At 71.0% G+C, this 14,227-nt stretch carries 12 protein-coding genes; 10 read left to right on the forward strand and 2 right to left on the reverse strand.

Going from position 1 to position 14,227, the window contains the following annotated elements; genetic code table 11:
* From ACI2L1_RS44215 to ACI2L1_RS44255, 9 genes are all read left to right on the forward strand, one after another.
* On the forward strand, window positions 1–3,195 hold a 3,195-nt coding region (locus ACI2L1_RS44215), incomplete at its 5' end, for a type I polyketide synthase (RefSeq protein WP_404745152.1).
* A 39-nt stretch (window positions 3,196–3,234) separates the two neighbouring features.
* Complete coding sequence (locus tag ACI2L1_RS44220; RefSeq protein WP_404745153.1) at window positions 3,235–4,134, forward strand: proline iminopeptidase-family hydrolase; 900 nt, start codon at window positions 3,235–3,237, stop codon at window positions 4,132–4,134.
* Between the two features lie 189 nt (window positions 4,135–4,323).
* On the forward strand, window positions 4,324–5,691 hold the full coding sequence (locus ACI2L1_RS44225) for a KamA family radical SAM protein (protein WP_404745154.1): 1,368 nt from the start codon (window positions 4,324–4,326) through the stop codon (window positions 5,689–5,691).
* Complete coding sequence (locus tag ACI2L1_RS44230) at window positions 5,688–6,968, forward strand: pyridoxal phosphate-dependent aminotransferase (protein ID WP_404745155.1); 1,281 nt, start codon at window positions 5,688–5,690, stop codon at window positions 6,966–6,968. The genes ACI2L1_RS44225 and ACI2L1_RS44230 overlap by 4 nt, the downstream gene beginning before the upstream one ends.
* 20 nt (window positions 6,969–6,988) lie before the next feature.
* Window positions 6,989–7,525: a flavin reductase family protein gene (locus ACI2L1_RS44235; RefSeq protein WP_404745156.1), complete on the forward strand. Its 537-nt coding sequence runs from the start codon at window positions 6,989–6,991 to the stop codon at window positions 7,523–7,525.
* Between the two features lie 110 nt (window positions 7,526–7,635).
* Window positions 7,636–8,919 carry a sensor histidine kinase gene (locus ACI2L1_RS44240; RefSeq protein ID WP_404745157.1) on the forward strand — a complete coding sequence of 428 codons (1,284 nt, stop codon included), beginning with the start codon at window positions 7,636–7,638 and terminating at the stop codon, window positions 8,917–8,919.
* On the forward strand, window positions 8,871–9,521 hold the full coding sequence (locus tag ACI2L1_RS44245; RefSeq protein WP_404745158.1) for a LuxR C-terminal-related transcriptional regulator: 651 nt from the start codon (window positions 8,871–8,873) through the stop codon (window positions 9,519–9,521). The genes ACI2L1_RS44240 and ACI2L1_RS44245 overlap by 49 nt, the downstream gene beginning before the upstream one ends.
* Window positions 9,522–9,877: 356 nt before the next feature.
* Complete coding sequence (locus tag ACI2L1_RS44250) at window positions 9,878–10,783, forward strand: HipA family kinase (protein WP_404745159.1); 906 nt, start codon at window positions 9,878–9,880, stop codon at window positions 10,781–10,783.
* Window positions 10,780–11,073: a SelT/SelW/SelH family protein gene (locus ACI2L1_RS44255; protein WP_404745160.1), complete on the forward strand. Its 294-nt coding sequence runs from the start codon at window positions 10,780–10,782 to the stop codon at window positions 11,071–11,073. Before ACI2L1_RS44250 ends, ACI2L1_RS44255 begins: the two co-directional genes overlap by 4 nt.
* Here the strand turns inward: ACI2L1_RS44255 and aceB are convergent.
* On the reverse strand, window positions 11,063–12,697 hold the full coding sequence (gene aceB, locus ACI2L1_RS44260) for a malate synthase A (protein ID WP_404745161.1): 1,635 nt from the start codon (window positions 12,695–12,697) through the stop codon (window positions 11,063–11,065). The genes ACI2L1_RS44255 and aceB overlap by 11 nt on opposite strands.
* A 184-nt stretch (window positions 12,698–12,881) precedes the next feature.
* The gene (locus ACI2L1_RS44265) at window positions 12,882–13,481 is read right to left on the reverse strand and encodes an NTP transferase domain-containing protein (RefSeq protein WP_404745162.1); all 600 of its coding nucleotides are present in this window, start codon (window positions 13,479–13,481) and stop codon (window positions 12,882–12,884) included.
* A 202-nt stretch (window positions 13,482–13,683) separates the two neighbouring features.
* Between ACI2L1_RS44265 and ACI2L1_RS44270 the strand changes: the two genes are divergently transcribed.
* Window positions 13,684–13,968: a DUF5955 family protein gene (locus ACI2L1_RS44270; protein ID WP_404745163.1), complete on the forward strand. Its 285-nt coding sequence runs from the start codon at window positions 13,684–13,686 to the stop codon at window positions 13,966–13,968.
* Window positions 13,969–14,227 lie beyond the last annotated feature (259 nt).

Below are 14,227 nucleotides of genomic sequence, written 5' to 3' on the forward strand. Positions count from 1 at the left end.
GAAGGCGGCGCCGGCGTCCAGATCCAGGTCGCCGTAGCCGCCCCCGACGACACCGGACGCCGCACCCTGCGCATCTACTCCCGCCCCGACACCACAATCACCGCCCCCTGGCTGCTCAACGCCCAGGGCACCGTCATCCCCGACGACCACCCCGAGCACACGGAGCCGTTCGACGCGAAGGAGGCTTGGCCCCCGCAGGGAGCCGTCCCCCTCGACACCACCGACGCGTACGCCGGGCTCCACGAAGCCGGCTACGCCTACGGTCCGGTGTTCCAGGGACTGAAGGCCGCCTGGCGGCGCGGTGGCGAGCTCTTCGCCGAACTCGCCCTCCCTGAGCGGGCCGGCGACGACGCGCGACGCTTCGGAGTGCACCCCGCGCTGCTGGACGCGGCACTGCACACCGTAGTGATCGCGGACGAGCGCGAGGACGGCGCCGCGGTGATGCCGTTCGCGTGGACCGGAGTGCGGCTCTACGCACAGGGCGCCACGACCGTACGGGTCCGAGTGGCACCGTCCGGACCCGACGCCATGTCGGTCCAACTCACCGACGACAACGGCCCGGTGCTGACAGTGGAGTCCGTCGTGTCCAGGGAAGTGACACTCGACGCCCCCGGTGGGACCGCAGCCGACGCCCTGTTCGGCATCGAATGGCGGTCCCTCACTCCGAGCACCGGAGGCACCGCAGGCACCCCACCCACCGCGGGCACCGGCGTCACCGCACCCGACGCGCACTTCCCCCTCTGGCCCGACGTCCCCCTCGACGGCGCCGTACCCGAGGCAGTGCTGTACACATGCCCGGCCGAGACCAGGAACGGCGACGAGCCGACCGCCCTCCACGCCACGGCACACCAGGTACTAACGGCCCTCCAGAAGTGGCTGTCGAACGACAGATTCGCCGCATCCTGCCTGGTCGTGGCCACTCGGCACGCAGTCGCCGTAGAGGACGGAGACGATGTCCACCTGACCCACGCCCCGGCCTGGGGCCTGGTCCGGGCCGCGCAGGCCGAGCATCCCGGCCGCTTCCAGCTGATCGACCTCGACGACGACCCCCGTTCTGAAGCGGCCCTGGCCGCCGCCGTGGCCTCCGAGGAACCCGAACTCGCCATCCGCGCGGGCCAGATCAGTGCACCGCGACTGGCCCGGGTGCTCCCGTCCGCGGAGCAGCCGACCCCGTACACCTTCGATCCGGCCGGCACCGTACTGATCACCGGCGGCACCGGCGGCCTGGGCGCCCTGGTGGCCCGCCACCTGGCCGACACCCACGGCGTACGGCACTTGCTCCTGGTCAGCCGACGCGGCCCCGACGCGCCGGGCGCGGCCGAGCTGGCGCAGGAACTCGCCGCAACCAGCGCCGAAGTGACCCTCGCGGCCTGTGACGTGGCCGACCGGGAGGCCCTGGCCGGTCTCCTCGCCGCCGTACCCGCCGAGCATCCCCTCACCGGAGTCATCCACACGGCCGGTGTGCTCGACGACGGGGTCCTCACCTCGATCACCAGCTCCCGCCTGGACGCCGTACTCGCCCCGAAGGTGGACGGAGCCCGTCATCTGCACGAGCTGACCCGCGACGCAAACCTGAAGGCGTTCCTGCTCTTCTCGTCGATCGCCGGCGTGCTCGGCAATCCCGGCCAGGGCAGCTACGCCGCCGCCAACAGCGTCCTCGACGCGCTCGCCGCGCACCGCAGGGCCAACGGGCTGCCGGCGCAGTCGCTGGCGTGGGGTCTGTGGGAGGCCGACGGCGGGATGGCCGCCGAACTGGACGGCGGTGACCGGCAGCGCCTGGGCCGGGGCGGCATCCTGCCACTGTCCACCGCCGAGGCGCTCGACCTGCTGGACCTGGCGCCCACCGTGGACGCGGCCACCCTCGTCCCCGTGCGCCTGGACCTTGCCGCGCTCGGCCGCGCCCCGGACGCGGTGCATCCCGCGCTGCGGGCGCTGCTGCCGCGCACCATGCGCCGCAACCTCGGCCCGCGGGACACCGCGTCCGAGGTGCGGCCCGGGGCGCTGCGCAGGGAGCTGGCCGGACTGGCCGATGGCGAGCGGATCGCCGTGCTGGAAAAGCTCGTACGGCGTCAGTCCGCGGCACTGCTCGGGTACGACGACCCGCAGGCGGTGGACCCTGAGCGGGACTTCCTCGAAGCGGGCTTCGACTCGCTGACCGCGGTGGAGCTGCGTAACGGCCTGGCCCGCGCTACGGGGCTCACCCTGTCCCCGATGGTCGTGTTCGACAACAAGAGCCCCGGGCGGCTCGTCCGCTTCCTGCACGACGAACTCGCCGGGCTGCTCGACGGCGAGGCGTCCGGCGAGAACGCCCCGGCCGCAGACCGGTCCGGGACGCCCGGCGCGCGGCCGGAGCGGGACGGCACGCAGTCGCTCAGCGCGTTGTTCCGCACCGCCGTGGCCGCCGGCCGGATGGAGGCCGGCTTCGACCTGCTGGCCGCCGTGGCGCGGCTGCGGCCAAGCTTCACCTCGGTCGCCGAGGTGGAGCGGGTGCCCGCCCCGGTGACGCTGTCCGAGGGGCCTGAACGCCCGCGTCTGGTGTGTGTGAGCACCCCGATGGCCACCGGCGGCGCGTACCAGCACGCCCGGCTGGCATCGTCGTTCCGTGGCAGACGCGCGGTGAGTGCCGTACCGCTCTCCGGATTCGCGGACGGGGAGATGCTGCCCGCCACCCCGCGGTCGGCCGTTGAACTCCTCGCGGAGGAAGTGCTGCAGGCCGCCGGCGACGAGCCGTTCGTGCTGGTCGGCTACTCGGCCGGCGGAACCATCGGGCACGCCGTCGCCGCGCACCTGGAACGCGAGCGTGGAGTGCGTCCGGCCGGTGTGGTGCTGCTGGACAGCTACCGCAGCGAAGGCGGTGGGGACGCCGGCGTCGCGCGTGGCCTGGTCGACGGAATGATGGAAATGGAGTCCGCCGTCGGCGGGTTCGACCTGGGACGGCTGTCCAGCATGGGGCGTTACTCGGAGATCCTCGTCGACCTGCAGGCCCGTCCCGTCGACGCCCCGGTGCTGTTCGTGCAGTGCCAGGAGCCGTTCACCGCCGCCGCGTACCAGGATGTCCCGACCGGCTGGCAGGCGCAGCCCTGGGACGACACCCAGACCGTGCGCACCGTACAGGCCAACCACTTCACCCTCCTCGAGAGCAAGGCGCACGAAACGGCCGCGGTCATTGAGGACTGGGTCTCCGCGCTCCACTGAGCGAAGGCACTCACAGGACATACGGAGAGGATCGAACTGATGGGACTGGCGCCGAGCGCCCGGGGAACCGTCCCCTTCGGCGAACACCGGACCTGGTACCGGGTCACCGGGGAACTGCATTCCGGGCGACCGCCCGTCGTCGTCGTGCACGGCGGTCCGGGAAGCACACACGACTATCTGCTGAACCTTTCGGAACTCGCCGATGACGGCTGGCCGGTAGTGCACTACGACCAGATCGGAAACGGCGGCTCCAGCCATCTGCCCGACCACGGCGCCGATTTCTGGACGGTGCAGCTTTTCCTCGACGAACTCGACAACCTGCTGCGTGCCCTGGGCATCGCCGACCGGTACGTTCTGCTCGGCCATTCCTGGGGTGGGGTGCTCGCCGCCGCGCACGCGGTGGCGCGGCCCGCCGGCCTGCGCGGCCTGGTGATCGCCAACGCCCCGGCGTCCTACCCGCTGTGGCTCGAGGAACTCGCCGTGCTGCGACGGCAGTTGCCGCCAGGCGTGAACGAGACACTGCTGCGTCACGAGGCCGCCGACACGACCGACTCGGCCGAGTACCACCAGGCCATGCAGGTCTTCTACGAGCGGCACGTGTGCCGGCTCAAGCCCTGGCCGCGGGACTACACCGCCTCGTTCTACGAGGTCTACAACGATCCCACGGTCTACTACGCCATGAACGGGCCCAGCGAGTTCCACGTGATCGGCACGCTGCGCGAGTGGTCCGTCGTCGACGCCCTGCCGCGCATCGAGGTCCCCACACTGATGATCACCGGCCGCCACGACGAGGTGACCCCGCGCAGCGCACAGCCGTTCCGGGACCTCGTCCCCGGGGCGCGCTGGGAGATCTTCGAGGAGTCCAGCCACATGCCGCACCTGGAGGAGCCCGAGCGATTCCGTGAGGTGCTGCTCGCCCGTCTGCGGGACCTGCCGTGAAGCCGGGTAGGGGCCGGGCAGGGGGTGGTGGGGGCCGCTCGGGGGACGGGTTCTCCCTAGCATGACAGCGCCAGTCGAATTCGCTTCGTCTCGCTCGATCTCGCTTCTTCTTCGCTTCTTCTCGGGCCGGAACGCCACCGTCTTCCGGGCGCCGAACGCAACGTCACTCGAGACCGGAGGAACGCTCGTATGCCCCTGCTGGCCGGCAGTTCCATGGAGGCGGCACGCTTTCATGCCTACGGAGCGCATCATCTGGACGAGATAGCGGACCGCTATGGAATTCCCGCGGAGATCCGCGAGACGGTCCGCCTCATATCCAAGGTGCTGCCCTTCCGCGTCAACGAGTACGTCCTTTCCGAACTCATCGACTGGGACCGGATTCCCGAGGACCCCCTGTTCCAACTCGTCTTCCCCCAGCGGGGCATGCTGTCGCACGAGGACGAGAAACGCCTGGCCGTGCTGGCCGCCGAGCCCGGCGCGAGGACAGAGCTGAAGGAGACGGTGCGGGAGATCCGCGCGCGACTCAACCCGCACCCCTCGGGCCAGAAGCAGCTGAACGTGCCGACGCTGGACGGGACCGAACTCCCGGGCATGCAGCACAAGTACCGGGAGACCGTCCTGTACTTCCCGGGGCAGGGGCAGACCTGTCACTCGTACTGCACCTACTGCTTCCGCTGGGCGCAGTTCATCGGCGACGCCGACCTGCGCTTCGCGGCGCCGGGCCCCGATTTCCTCGTCGACTACGTCCGTCGGCATCCGCAGATCCACGACGTGCTGGTCACTGGCGGCGACCCGATGGTGATGTCGACGGAGCGGCTGCGCCGCCACCTGGAACCGCTGCTGGACGTGCCCACGGTGCGGACCGTGCGGATCGGCACCAAGTCCGTGGCGTACTGGCCCCAGCGCTTCGTCACCGACCAGGACGCCGACGACGTGCTCAGACTCTTCGAGCAGGTGGTGGCCTCCGGACGCAATCTGGTGGTCATGGCGCACTTCAGCCACGCCCGGGAACTGAGCACCGACCTGGCCCGCAGGGCGCTGTCCCGGATCCGTGGCACCGGCGCGCTGGTGTACTGCCAGGCGCCGCTGGTCGCCCACGTCAACGACTCCGCACAGGTGTGGAGCGAGCTGTGGCGCGCGGAGTTCGCCGCCGGCGCCGTGCCGTACTACATGTTCGTGGAGCGGGACACCGGTCCCCAGGAGTACTTCATGGTGCCGCTGGCCCGGGCGGCCCGGATCTTCCAGGAGGCGTACCGGCAGCTGCCGGGACTGGCCCGCACGGTCCGCGGCCCGGTCATGTCGGCCACGGCCGGGAAGATCGCCGTGGACGGCGTCCAGGACACCCCCGAGGGCTCCTTCTTCCAGCTCAGGCTGTTGCAGGCACGGGATCCCGCGCTCGTCGGCCGCCCGTTCCGCGCCCACTACTCGGACAGCGCGGCCTGGGTGGACGAGCTGGAACCGGCCCACGACACCCCAGAGGACCTGCGCGCCGCACTGCTCGGCACGCGCGGCGCCCCGGCGGAGGCGACCACCCACAGCGAGGGAGAACGAGCATGACCGAGACCGCCACGGTAGCGGCCGTACTGGGCAGGATGTCGCCCAACCTGGAGCTCAACCAGAACGTCGCCGAACGCCGGGCCGACGGCGACGACATCGTCCACCTCGGTTTCGGGGAGGCGCGGCTGCCGGTCTTCGGACCGTTCGCGCAGGCTCTCGCGGCCGGGGCCCGGCACAACGCGTACGGCCCGGTGAACGGCGCGCCGCGAGTGCGCGAGGCGGTGGCCGGTTACTTCACCCGCCGTGGGCTGCCCACCGAGGCGCCGCAGGTGATCACCGCGCCGGGCAGCAAGCCGATCCTGACGGCGCTGCAACTGGTGCTGCCCGGCGACACGGTGATCCCCGCCCCGGCGTGGAACAGCTACCGGCCGCAGGCCGAACTGGCCGGCAAGCGCGTCCTCCCGGTGCCGATCCCCGAGGCGTGCGGCGGCGTGCCGGACCCGGAGCGGCTGCGCGAGATCGTGCGCGAGGCCCGTCGGCGCGGCGCCGATCCGCGGACCGTGATCGTCACCCTGCCGGACAACCCGACAGGCACCGTCGCCTCGCCGGAGACGGTGCGCGAACTGTGCGCGGTCGCCGAGCAGGAGGACCTGGTCATCGTCTCCGACGAGATCTACCGGGACCTCGTGCACGACCCGGCGACGCCCGTGCTCAGCCCGGCCGAGGTGGCTCCGCACCGCACGATCGTCACCACGGGCCTGAGCAAGACGCTGGCCCTCGGCGGCTGGCGCATCGGCGCCGCCCGGTTCCCGGCCGGCGACTGGGGCGAACGGGCACACCGGGGTGTGGCCTCGGTGGCCAGCGAAGTGTGGTCCACGCTGGCCGCGCCGATGCAGGAGGTCGCGGCCTACGCGTTCGACGAGCCGCCGGAGATACGGCAGCGGCTGGCCGCCAGCGCCCGGCTGCACGGTGCCGTGGCCCGCGCCGTGCACGGCATCATGACCGACTCCGGAGCGCTGTGCCGGCCGCCCACCGGTGGCTTCTACGTCTACCCGGACTTCGAACCGGTGCGCGGCGCGCTGGCCGGGCGCGGTGTCGCCGACTCCGCGTCGCTGTTCCAGTACCTCCTCGACGAGCACCGGATCGCGGTCCTGGCCGGACATCATCTCGGCGACGACCCCGGCGCGCTGCGCTTCAAGGCCGCGACCAGCCTGCTCTACGGCGACACCAGGGAGCTCCAGCAACAGGCCCTCGAGGCCACGGACCCGGTACGGCTGCCGCATGTCGCAGCGGTGCTGGACCGGATCCGGGACTGCTTCGCCAAGCTGGGCGCGTAGGGCGACGGGGAAGCGAAGAGATGACGAGAGCTGTCCCGGACAACCGTCCCGAGGTGCGCGCGGCGACGCCCGCCACGCGCTTTCGTGATGCGATGGCCACCTTCCCCAGCGGCGTCACGATCGTCACCACGGCCGACTGGCAGGGCCGGCAGTGGGGGTTCACGGCGACCTCCTTCTGCTCGCTGTCCCTGGACCCGCCGCTGGTGCTGGTGTGCCTGGCCAAGGACGCACAGTGCCATCCCGCGTTCGCCGAGGCCGACTCCTGGGTCGTGCACGTGCTGGGCACCGAGCACTCCGATCTCGCCCTGCGCTTCGCCACCAAGGGCGTGGACAAGTTCTCCACGGCCGTGTTCCACGAGAGCTCCCGCGGTCACCCGGTGCTCGCGGACGCGGGCACGGTACTGGAGTGCGACACCTACGACCGCCACGACGCCGGCGACCACACCATCCTGGTCGGGCGGGTGCACGAGGCACGGCTGAACCCCATGACCCCGGCGGTCTACTTCCGCCGCGCCTTCCACCCGGTCCCGGCCCACCCGTCCGCGGGGCACTCGTGAGGTGGTGTTAAGTACACCGTTGATCGGCGTGCTTGGCCCAGTGCCCCGGCACCCCGCGGCCCGGCAGACTGGGGCCGTCCCCGAGGGGAGCGACAGAGGGAGTGCGGAAAATGCGATTTCGGACCGCGGCAGTGGCCGCGTGGCGAGGACTCGTGCTGGCGGTGTTCTCGCTGGGCGGGTCGATCATCTTCTTTGTGCTGACCGTGGTGTCCAGCCTGCTCACGGTGATCGGCGTCGGCGCATTCACCACGCCGTGGGTGCTGCAGGGCCTGCGCTGGTTCGCCAACACGCGGCGGCTGCTCGCGGCCCAGTGGTGCGGGGTGCGCATCCCGGCCATGTACCGTCCCTTCCCCGCCGACATGCGCGGCGGTGCCGCCGGGCAGATCGAAAAGCTCGGCCACATGCGGAGGGACCCGGCCACCTGGCGTGACTTCGTCTGGTTGCTCGTCGACATGACCGCGGGCTTTGTCACCGCGGTGCTGCCGGCGGCGCTCTTCCTGTACCCGGTCGAGGGATACGCCCTCCCGCTCGGGCTGTGGCGCGTCTACACCGACGGAGGCAGCTACTGGTACGGCTTCGTCCACGTCACCGGCCAGCTGTCCGCCGTTGTCGCCGCGTTGCTGGGCACGGCCGTCCTCGCCCTGGGTGTCCTCCTCAACCCCCGTCTGCTGAAGCTCCACTTCCTCCTGACCAGGTCCGTCCTCGCGCCCGCCGGCGCGGATCTCCAGCAGCGCGTCGAACAGCTCACCCGCACACGGCACGACGCCGTCGACACCTCGGCGGCCGAACTGCGCCGCATCGAGCGCGATCTGCACGACGGAGCACAGGCGCGACTGGTCGCCGTGGGCATGAACCTCAGCACCATCGAGGCGCTCATCGAGAAGAACCCGGCCATGGCCAAGGAGTTGGTGGCCAAGGCCCGTTCCGACTCCGCCGGCGCCCTGGCCGAACTGCGCGACCTGGTACGGGGCATCCACCCGCCGGTGCTCGCCGAGCGCGGCCTGGCAGACGCCCTCGAGGCCCTCGCCCTGCGCACCCCGGTGCCGGTCGACACCCACATCGACGTGCCGGGACGCCCTCCGGCTGCCGTGGAGTCGGCCGTGTACTTCGCGATCAGCGAGATCCTGACGAACGCCGTCAAGCACGCCCGCGCGGACCGTATCTGGCTGGACATCGAGTACCGGGACGGCCTGCTGCGGGGCACCGTCACGGACAACGGCCGCGGCGGCGCCGACCCGAACGGCTCGGGATTGGTCGGCATCGAGCGCCGACTCGGTACATTCGACGGGGTCCTGGCCGTCAGCAGCCCGAGCGGCGGTCCCACCATGGTGACGATGGAGATCCCGTGCGCGTTGTCCTCGCCGAAGACCTCTTCCTCCTTCGGGACGGACTGATCCGTCTTCTCGAGGCGTACGACTTCGACATCGTCGCGGCGGTGGACAACGCGCCGGACCTCACACGAGCCCTGGACGAACGGGAGCTGGACATCGCGATCGTCGACGTCCGCCTCCCGCCGTCCTTCACCGACGAGGGCCTGCAGTGCGCCCTGGCCGCGCGCCGCAAGCACCCCGGGCTGCCGGTGCTGGTGCTGTCCCAGCACGTGGAACAGCTGTACGCCCGCGAGCTGCTGGCGGACGGAAGCGGCGGAGTCGGCTACCTCCTGAAGGACTCGGTCTTCGACGCTGAGCAATTCGTCGAGGCGGTGCGCCGGGTGGCCGCCGGCGGTACCGCGATGGACCCGCACGTCATCTCCCAGCTGCTGTCCCGCAGTTCGGCGGGGGACAGGCCGACCGCCAAGCTGACGCCGCGGGAACGGGAGGTCCTGGAACTGATGGCGCAGGGACGCTCCAACGCGGCCATCGCGGCGCAACTCGTCGTCACGGAACGGGCGGTCACCAAGCACACGGCCAACATCTTCACCAAGCTGGGTCTCTCCCAGTCGGACGACGACAACCGCCGCGTCCTGGCGGTCCTGGCGTACCTCGACCGGAACTGATCCCGCCGGGCCCCGTCATGCCGCCCGCGTGGACCACCTGCACGTGGAAACCTGCCTTGGCCGAGGCAGCCATCATCCCGCCGCGCCTCAAGAGGGCGAAGGACTGGTGACGGTGGCGCGGTGGCTCGGGCACTCCTCACCGGCGATCACCCTCGGTTACTATGCTCACTTCATGCCCGAGGCCGGAAGCAAAGGGCGGACGGCCATTGGCGGGCTGCTGGGGAGGTAGGGAGATCCGCATGCCAGTCGAAACTCCCCAGATTCTCCCCAGGGCTGATGATGGGCGATTCCCGCTGTCGGGCACCCCCGAGGCTGACCGTGGATCGCAAGGTCAAGAAGATGGGTGATCTTAGAAAATGCTGAGAGAGGTCACCGCGAACCACTACATCGAACCCCTGCACTCCGGCGGCTCCGTCCCCGGAGTCGTCGAGGCCGACGACCTGGGCACCTACGTCGTGAAGTTCACCGGCTCCGCACAGGGCCGCAAGGCGCTGGTCGCCGAGGTGATCGTCGGCGAGCTGGCCCGGGCGCTGGGGCTGCGCTTCCCGGAGCTGGTGCTGGTGCACTTCGATCCGGCGGTCGCCGACAGCGAGCCCCACCAGGAGGTCCGCGAACTCCACGGCGCGAGCGTCGGCCTCAACCTCGGGATGGACTACCTGCCGGGCGCGCGTGACTTCACCTCCGAGGTCGCCGAGGTGTTCCCGGTCGACCCGCTGGAGGCCGGCCGCATCGTCTGGCTCGACGCGCTCACCGTCAACGTCGACCGTACGGTCCACAGCTCGAACCTCATGGTCTGGCCCACGCTCGGCATCGCGCCCCCGCGCCTGTGGCTGATCGACCACGGCGCCGCCCTCGTCTTCCATCACCGCTGGGACGGCTCCGACCCGACCAAGACGTACGACTTCCGCCACCACGCCCTCGGCCACTACGGCCCAGACGTGCGCGCCGCCGACGCGGAACTGGCACCCAAGGTCACCCTCGACCTCCTGCGCGAGGTCACGGCGGCCGTGCCGGACGCCTGGCTCACCGACTTCGCGACCCCGGACCAGGCACGCGAGGCCTACGTGACGTACCTCCACGCGCGCGTGCGGGCCTCCGCCGCATGGCTGCCCACCGACTTCCCCACCCGGGAGGAAGTCGCCGCCGAGGAGGCCCTCCGGGCGGCGAGAAGACAGGAAGGTCGGCCCAAGTGGCTGAAGCAGGTCCCCGACCTGCACGGCAAACCGGCCGCTGAACAGGATTGGTCGGTGCACCTCGGATGAGTGGCCGTGTCGAGATCGAGTACTGCACCCAGTGCCGCTGGCTGCCGCGGGCGGCCTGGCTGGCGCAGGAACTGCTCACGACCTTCGAGACCGAGCTGACGGAACTGGCCCTGAAGCCCGGCAAGGGCGGCATCTTCGTCGTCCGCGTCGACGACGAGGTCGTCTGGGACCGGCGGGAGCAGGGCTTCCCGGAGCCCACGGCGGTGAAGCAGGCCGTACGCGACCGAGTGGCCCCGGGGAAGTCCCTGGGCCACTCGGACAAGGTCTCTCAGGAGGATGTCAGCCCTTGAGCTGCTCGTACGCCGGCAGCGTCAGGAAGTCCGCGTAGTCGGCGTCGAGGGACACCTGGAGCAGCAGGTCATGGGCCTGCTGCCAGTGACCGGCGGCGAACGCCTCCTCGCCGAGCTCAGCACGGATGTTCGCGAGCTCCTCGGCGGCGACCTCGCGGGCCAGCTCGGGGGTTGCCTTCACTGTGTTTCCCGCGTGCTCGAACTCAACACCCGCGTTGATCCACTGCCAGATCTGCGAGCGGGAGATCTCCGCGGTGGCCGCGTCCTCCATGAGGTTGAAGATGGCGACCGCGCCGAGCCCGCGCAGCCAGGCCTCGATGTAACGGATGCCGACCTGAACGGCGTTGACCAGCCCGTTGTACGTCGGCTCGGCCTTCAGGGAGTCGACGGCGATCAGGTCGGCCGCCTCGACGTGGACGTCCTCGCGCAGCCGGTCCTTCTGGTTCGGCCGGTCGCCGAGCACCTTGTCGAAGGACTCCATGGCGATCGGGACCAGGTCGGGGTGGGCGACCCAGGAGCCGTCGAAACCGTCGCCCGCCTCACGGTCCTTGTCGGCGCGGACCTTCTCGAAGGCGACCTTGTTGACCTCGGCGTCCCGGCGGGACGGGATGAACGCCGCCATGCCGCCGATCGCGTGCGCCCCGCGCTTGTGACAGGTGCGGACGAGGAGTTCGGTGTACGCCCGCATGAACGGGGCCGTCATCGTGACCGCGTTGCGGTCCGGCAGGACGAACTTGGCGCCGCCGTCACGGAAGTTCTTGACGATGGAGAACAGGTAGTCCCAGCGGCCCGCGTTCAACCCCGAGGCGTGGTCGCGGAGTTCGTAGAGGATCTCCTCCATCTCGTACGCGGCCGTGATCGTCTCGATCAGGACGGTGGCGCGGATGGTGCCCTGCGGGATGCCGCAGTACTCCTGCGCGAAGACGAAGACGTCGTTCCACAGCCGCGCTTCGAGGTACGACTCGGTCTTCGGGAGGTAGAAGTACGGGCCCTTGCCGAGGTCGAGCAGGCGCTGGGCGTTGTGGAAGAAGTACAGGCCGAAGTCGACCAGCGCGCCCGGGACCTGGGCGCCGTTCGCGTCGACCAGGTGGCGTTCGTTCAGGTGCCAGCCACGGGGGCGCATGACGACGGTGGCGAGCTCGTCGTTCGCGCGCAAGGCGTACGACTTGCCGGACCTCTCGTCCTTGAAGTCGATGTTCCGGGTGTAGGCGTCGGCGAGGTTGACCTGGCCGAGGACGACGTTCTCCCAGGTCGGCGCGGAGGCGTCCTCGAAGTCCGCGAGCCAGACCTTGGCGCCCGAGTTGAGGGCGTTGATGGTCATCTTGCGGTCGGTGGGGCCGGTGATCTCGACCCGGCGGTCGTTCAGGGCCGCGGGGGAGGGGGCCACCTTCCAGGAGTCGTCGGCGCGGATCGCGGCGGTCTCCGGGAGGAAGTCGAGCGTGGAGGTGCGGGCGATCTCGGCGCGGCGCTCGGCGCGGCGGGCGAGGAGCTCGTCACGCCGGGGCGTGAACCGGCGGTGCAGCTCGGCCACGAACGCGAGGGCCGCCTCGGTGAGAACCTCCTCCTGCCGCGGCAGGGGCTCGGCGTCGACGATGGCCAGCGGGGACGGCGCTGGTGCGGACATGAGCTGTCACTTCCTTCAGCGGTGGCACCGGGTGCCAGTCGAACCGGGTACGCGAGCGGCGCCCCCCGCAAGGGTAGGGCGCTTCTGAGCAGTGGATACTAGTTTCCTCATCGTGGAAGTTCAATGGTTTGTTGATATCGAGATTCTCCGGGTCGAGCAAAGGTGGCTCTGCGTGCCACCGCGTTCACTCAAGGTGCGCCAGATCCGCCTGCGTGTCGATGTCGTACGGCTCGGCCACGTCCCCGCACTCGACGAGCGTGAGCGCGCCCCGGTGCTCCTTCAGGTAGGCGCGTGCCCCCCGGTCGCCGGTCGCAGTCGCGGCGATCCCGGCCCAGTGCGCGGAGCCGAACAGGACGGGATGGCCGCGTACGCCGTCGTAGGCGGCCGAGACGAGCGAGGTCTCGCCCTCGTACGCGCCGAGGACTCGGGCGACCGCTTCCGGTCCGATGCCGGGCTGGTCGACGAGCGAGACCAGTGCGGCCCGCGCCCCTGTTCCGGAGAGCGAGCCGAGCCCGGCCCGCAGCGAAGAACCCATGCCCTCGGCCCACTCCGGGTTCTCCACGAGCACGCAGTCGCCGAGCTCCGCCCGCTCCCGTACGACCGTCGCCGCGGCCCCCAGGACCACGTGCACGCGGGTACAGCCGGCCGCGCGCAGCACTCCGACCGCGTGTTCGACGAGCGGTCGGCCCCGGTGTTCGAGCAGTGCCTTGGGCCGCCCGCCGAGCCGTCGGCCGCCCCCCGCGGCCAGGAGCAACCCGGCGACCTGCCGTTCGTTCTGCGTCATACGTCCTGCATACCTGACGCACGGGCGTGCGCCGGGTTTCCAAGGGCTGAATTTCGGTCCGTACGGTGGCGCCCGGCGCCCTGCGTGGCGTTTACTGACCCGCGTCCCTCGGGGTCCGACCAACGCCGAAGGGGTTCACGATGCGGGCGCACGACGGCGTGCGAGGGGGAGAGCTGTGTTGCGGAGCTTGGGGCAGAGGCCAGTGACCGGCAGCGACAACGATGCGAGAGTGGCTGAACTGCGGACCGCGGTGTCCCGGCTGCGCCGCGAACTCGCCGCGCACCCGGCGGAGTTCCCCGACCGGGGCATCGCCGAGGACGAACTCGCCGCGCTGGCCGCCATGACGATCGACGGAACGCCCGAAGTCCCGCGCCTGCGACGGTCGTTGTTGCTGATCGCGGGGGCGATCGGCTCGGTGAGCGCGCTGTCCAGGGGGCTGACCGAGGTGCGCAACGCGGTGGAACTGTTCGGAGAGCCGCGCCGCTGAGCGCTCCGCGGTGGGGCCGGGCGCCCAGGGGGGTGCGCCGGGTCAGGTTGTCTGGCGGGTGCGGGCCGGTGGGGGCGGGTCGCGCAGTTCCCCGCGCCCCTGGGTGGGGACGCTGTACGCACCTTTAGCCGCGTACGGCGCGCAGGGGACGGGGTGGGGGGTGTCCGCCCGCAGCGGCCGGCGTCCGTTATCCAGCACATCTGAGCCAACAGCACCCGCCGGACCGAGGACGGACCCCCCCCCCCCCGCCCCCCCCCCC

Origin of the sequence: Streptomyces sp. NPDC019531 (genome assembly GCF_044903305.1) — a bacterium.
In the GTDB taxonomy this organism is placed as follows: Bacteria; Actinomycetota; Actinomycetes; order Streptomycetales; family Streptomycetaceae; genus Streptomyces.

Coding starts and splice junctions, on each gene's coding strand:
- ACI2L1_RS44220 (WP_404745153.1), top strand. CDS start 3,235: ATGGGACTGGCGCCGAGCGCCCGGGGAACCGTCCCCTTCGGCGAACAC.
- ACI2L1_RS44225 (WP_404745154.1), top strand. CDS start 4,324: ATGCCCCTGCTGGCCGGCAGTTCCATGGAGGCGGCACGCTTTCATGCC.
- ACI2L1_RS44230 (WP_404745155.1), top strand. CDS start 5,688: ATGACCGAGACCGCCACGGTAGCGGCCGTACTGGGCAGGATGTCGCCC.
- ACI2L1_RS44235 (WP_404745156.1), top strand. CDS start 6,989: ATGACGAGAGCTGTCCCGGACAACCGTCCCGAGGTGCGCGCGGCGACG.
- ACI2L1_RS44240 (WP_404745157.1), top strand. CDS start 7,636: ATGCGATTTCGGACCGCGGCAGTGGCCGCGTGGCGAGGACTCGTGCTG.
- ACI2L1_RS44250 (WP_404745159.1), top strand. CDS start 9,878: ATGCTGAGAGAGGTCACCGCGAACCACTACATCGAACCCCTGCACTCC.
- ACI2L1_RS44255 (WP_404745160.1), top strand. CDS start 10,780: ATGAGTGGCCGTGTCGAGATCGAGTACTGCACCCAGTGCCGCTGGCTG.
- aceB (WP_404745161.1), bottom strand. CDS start 12,697: ATGTCCGCACCAGCGCCGTCCCCGCTGGCCATCGTCGACGCCGAGCCC.
- ACI2L1_RS44265 (WP_404745162.1), bottom strand. CDS start 13,481: ATGACGCAGAACGAACGGCAGGTCGCCGGGTTGCTCCTGGCCGCGGGG.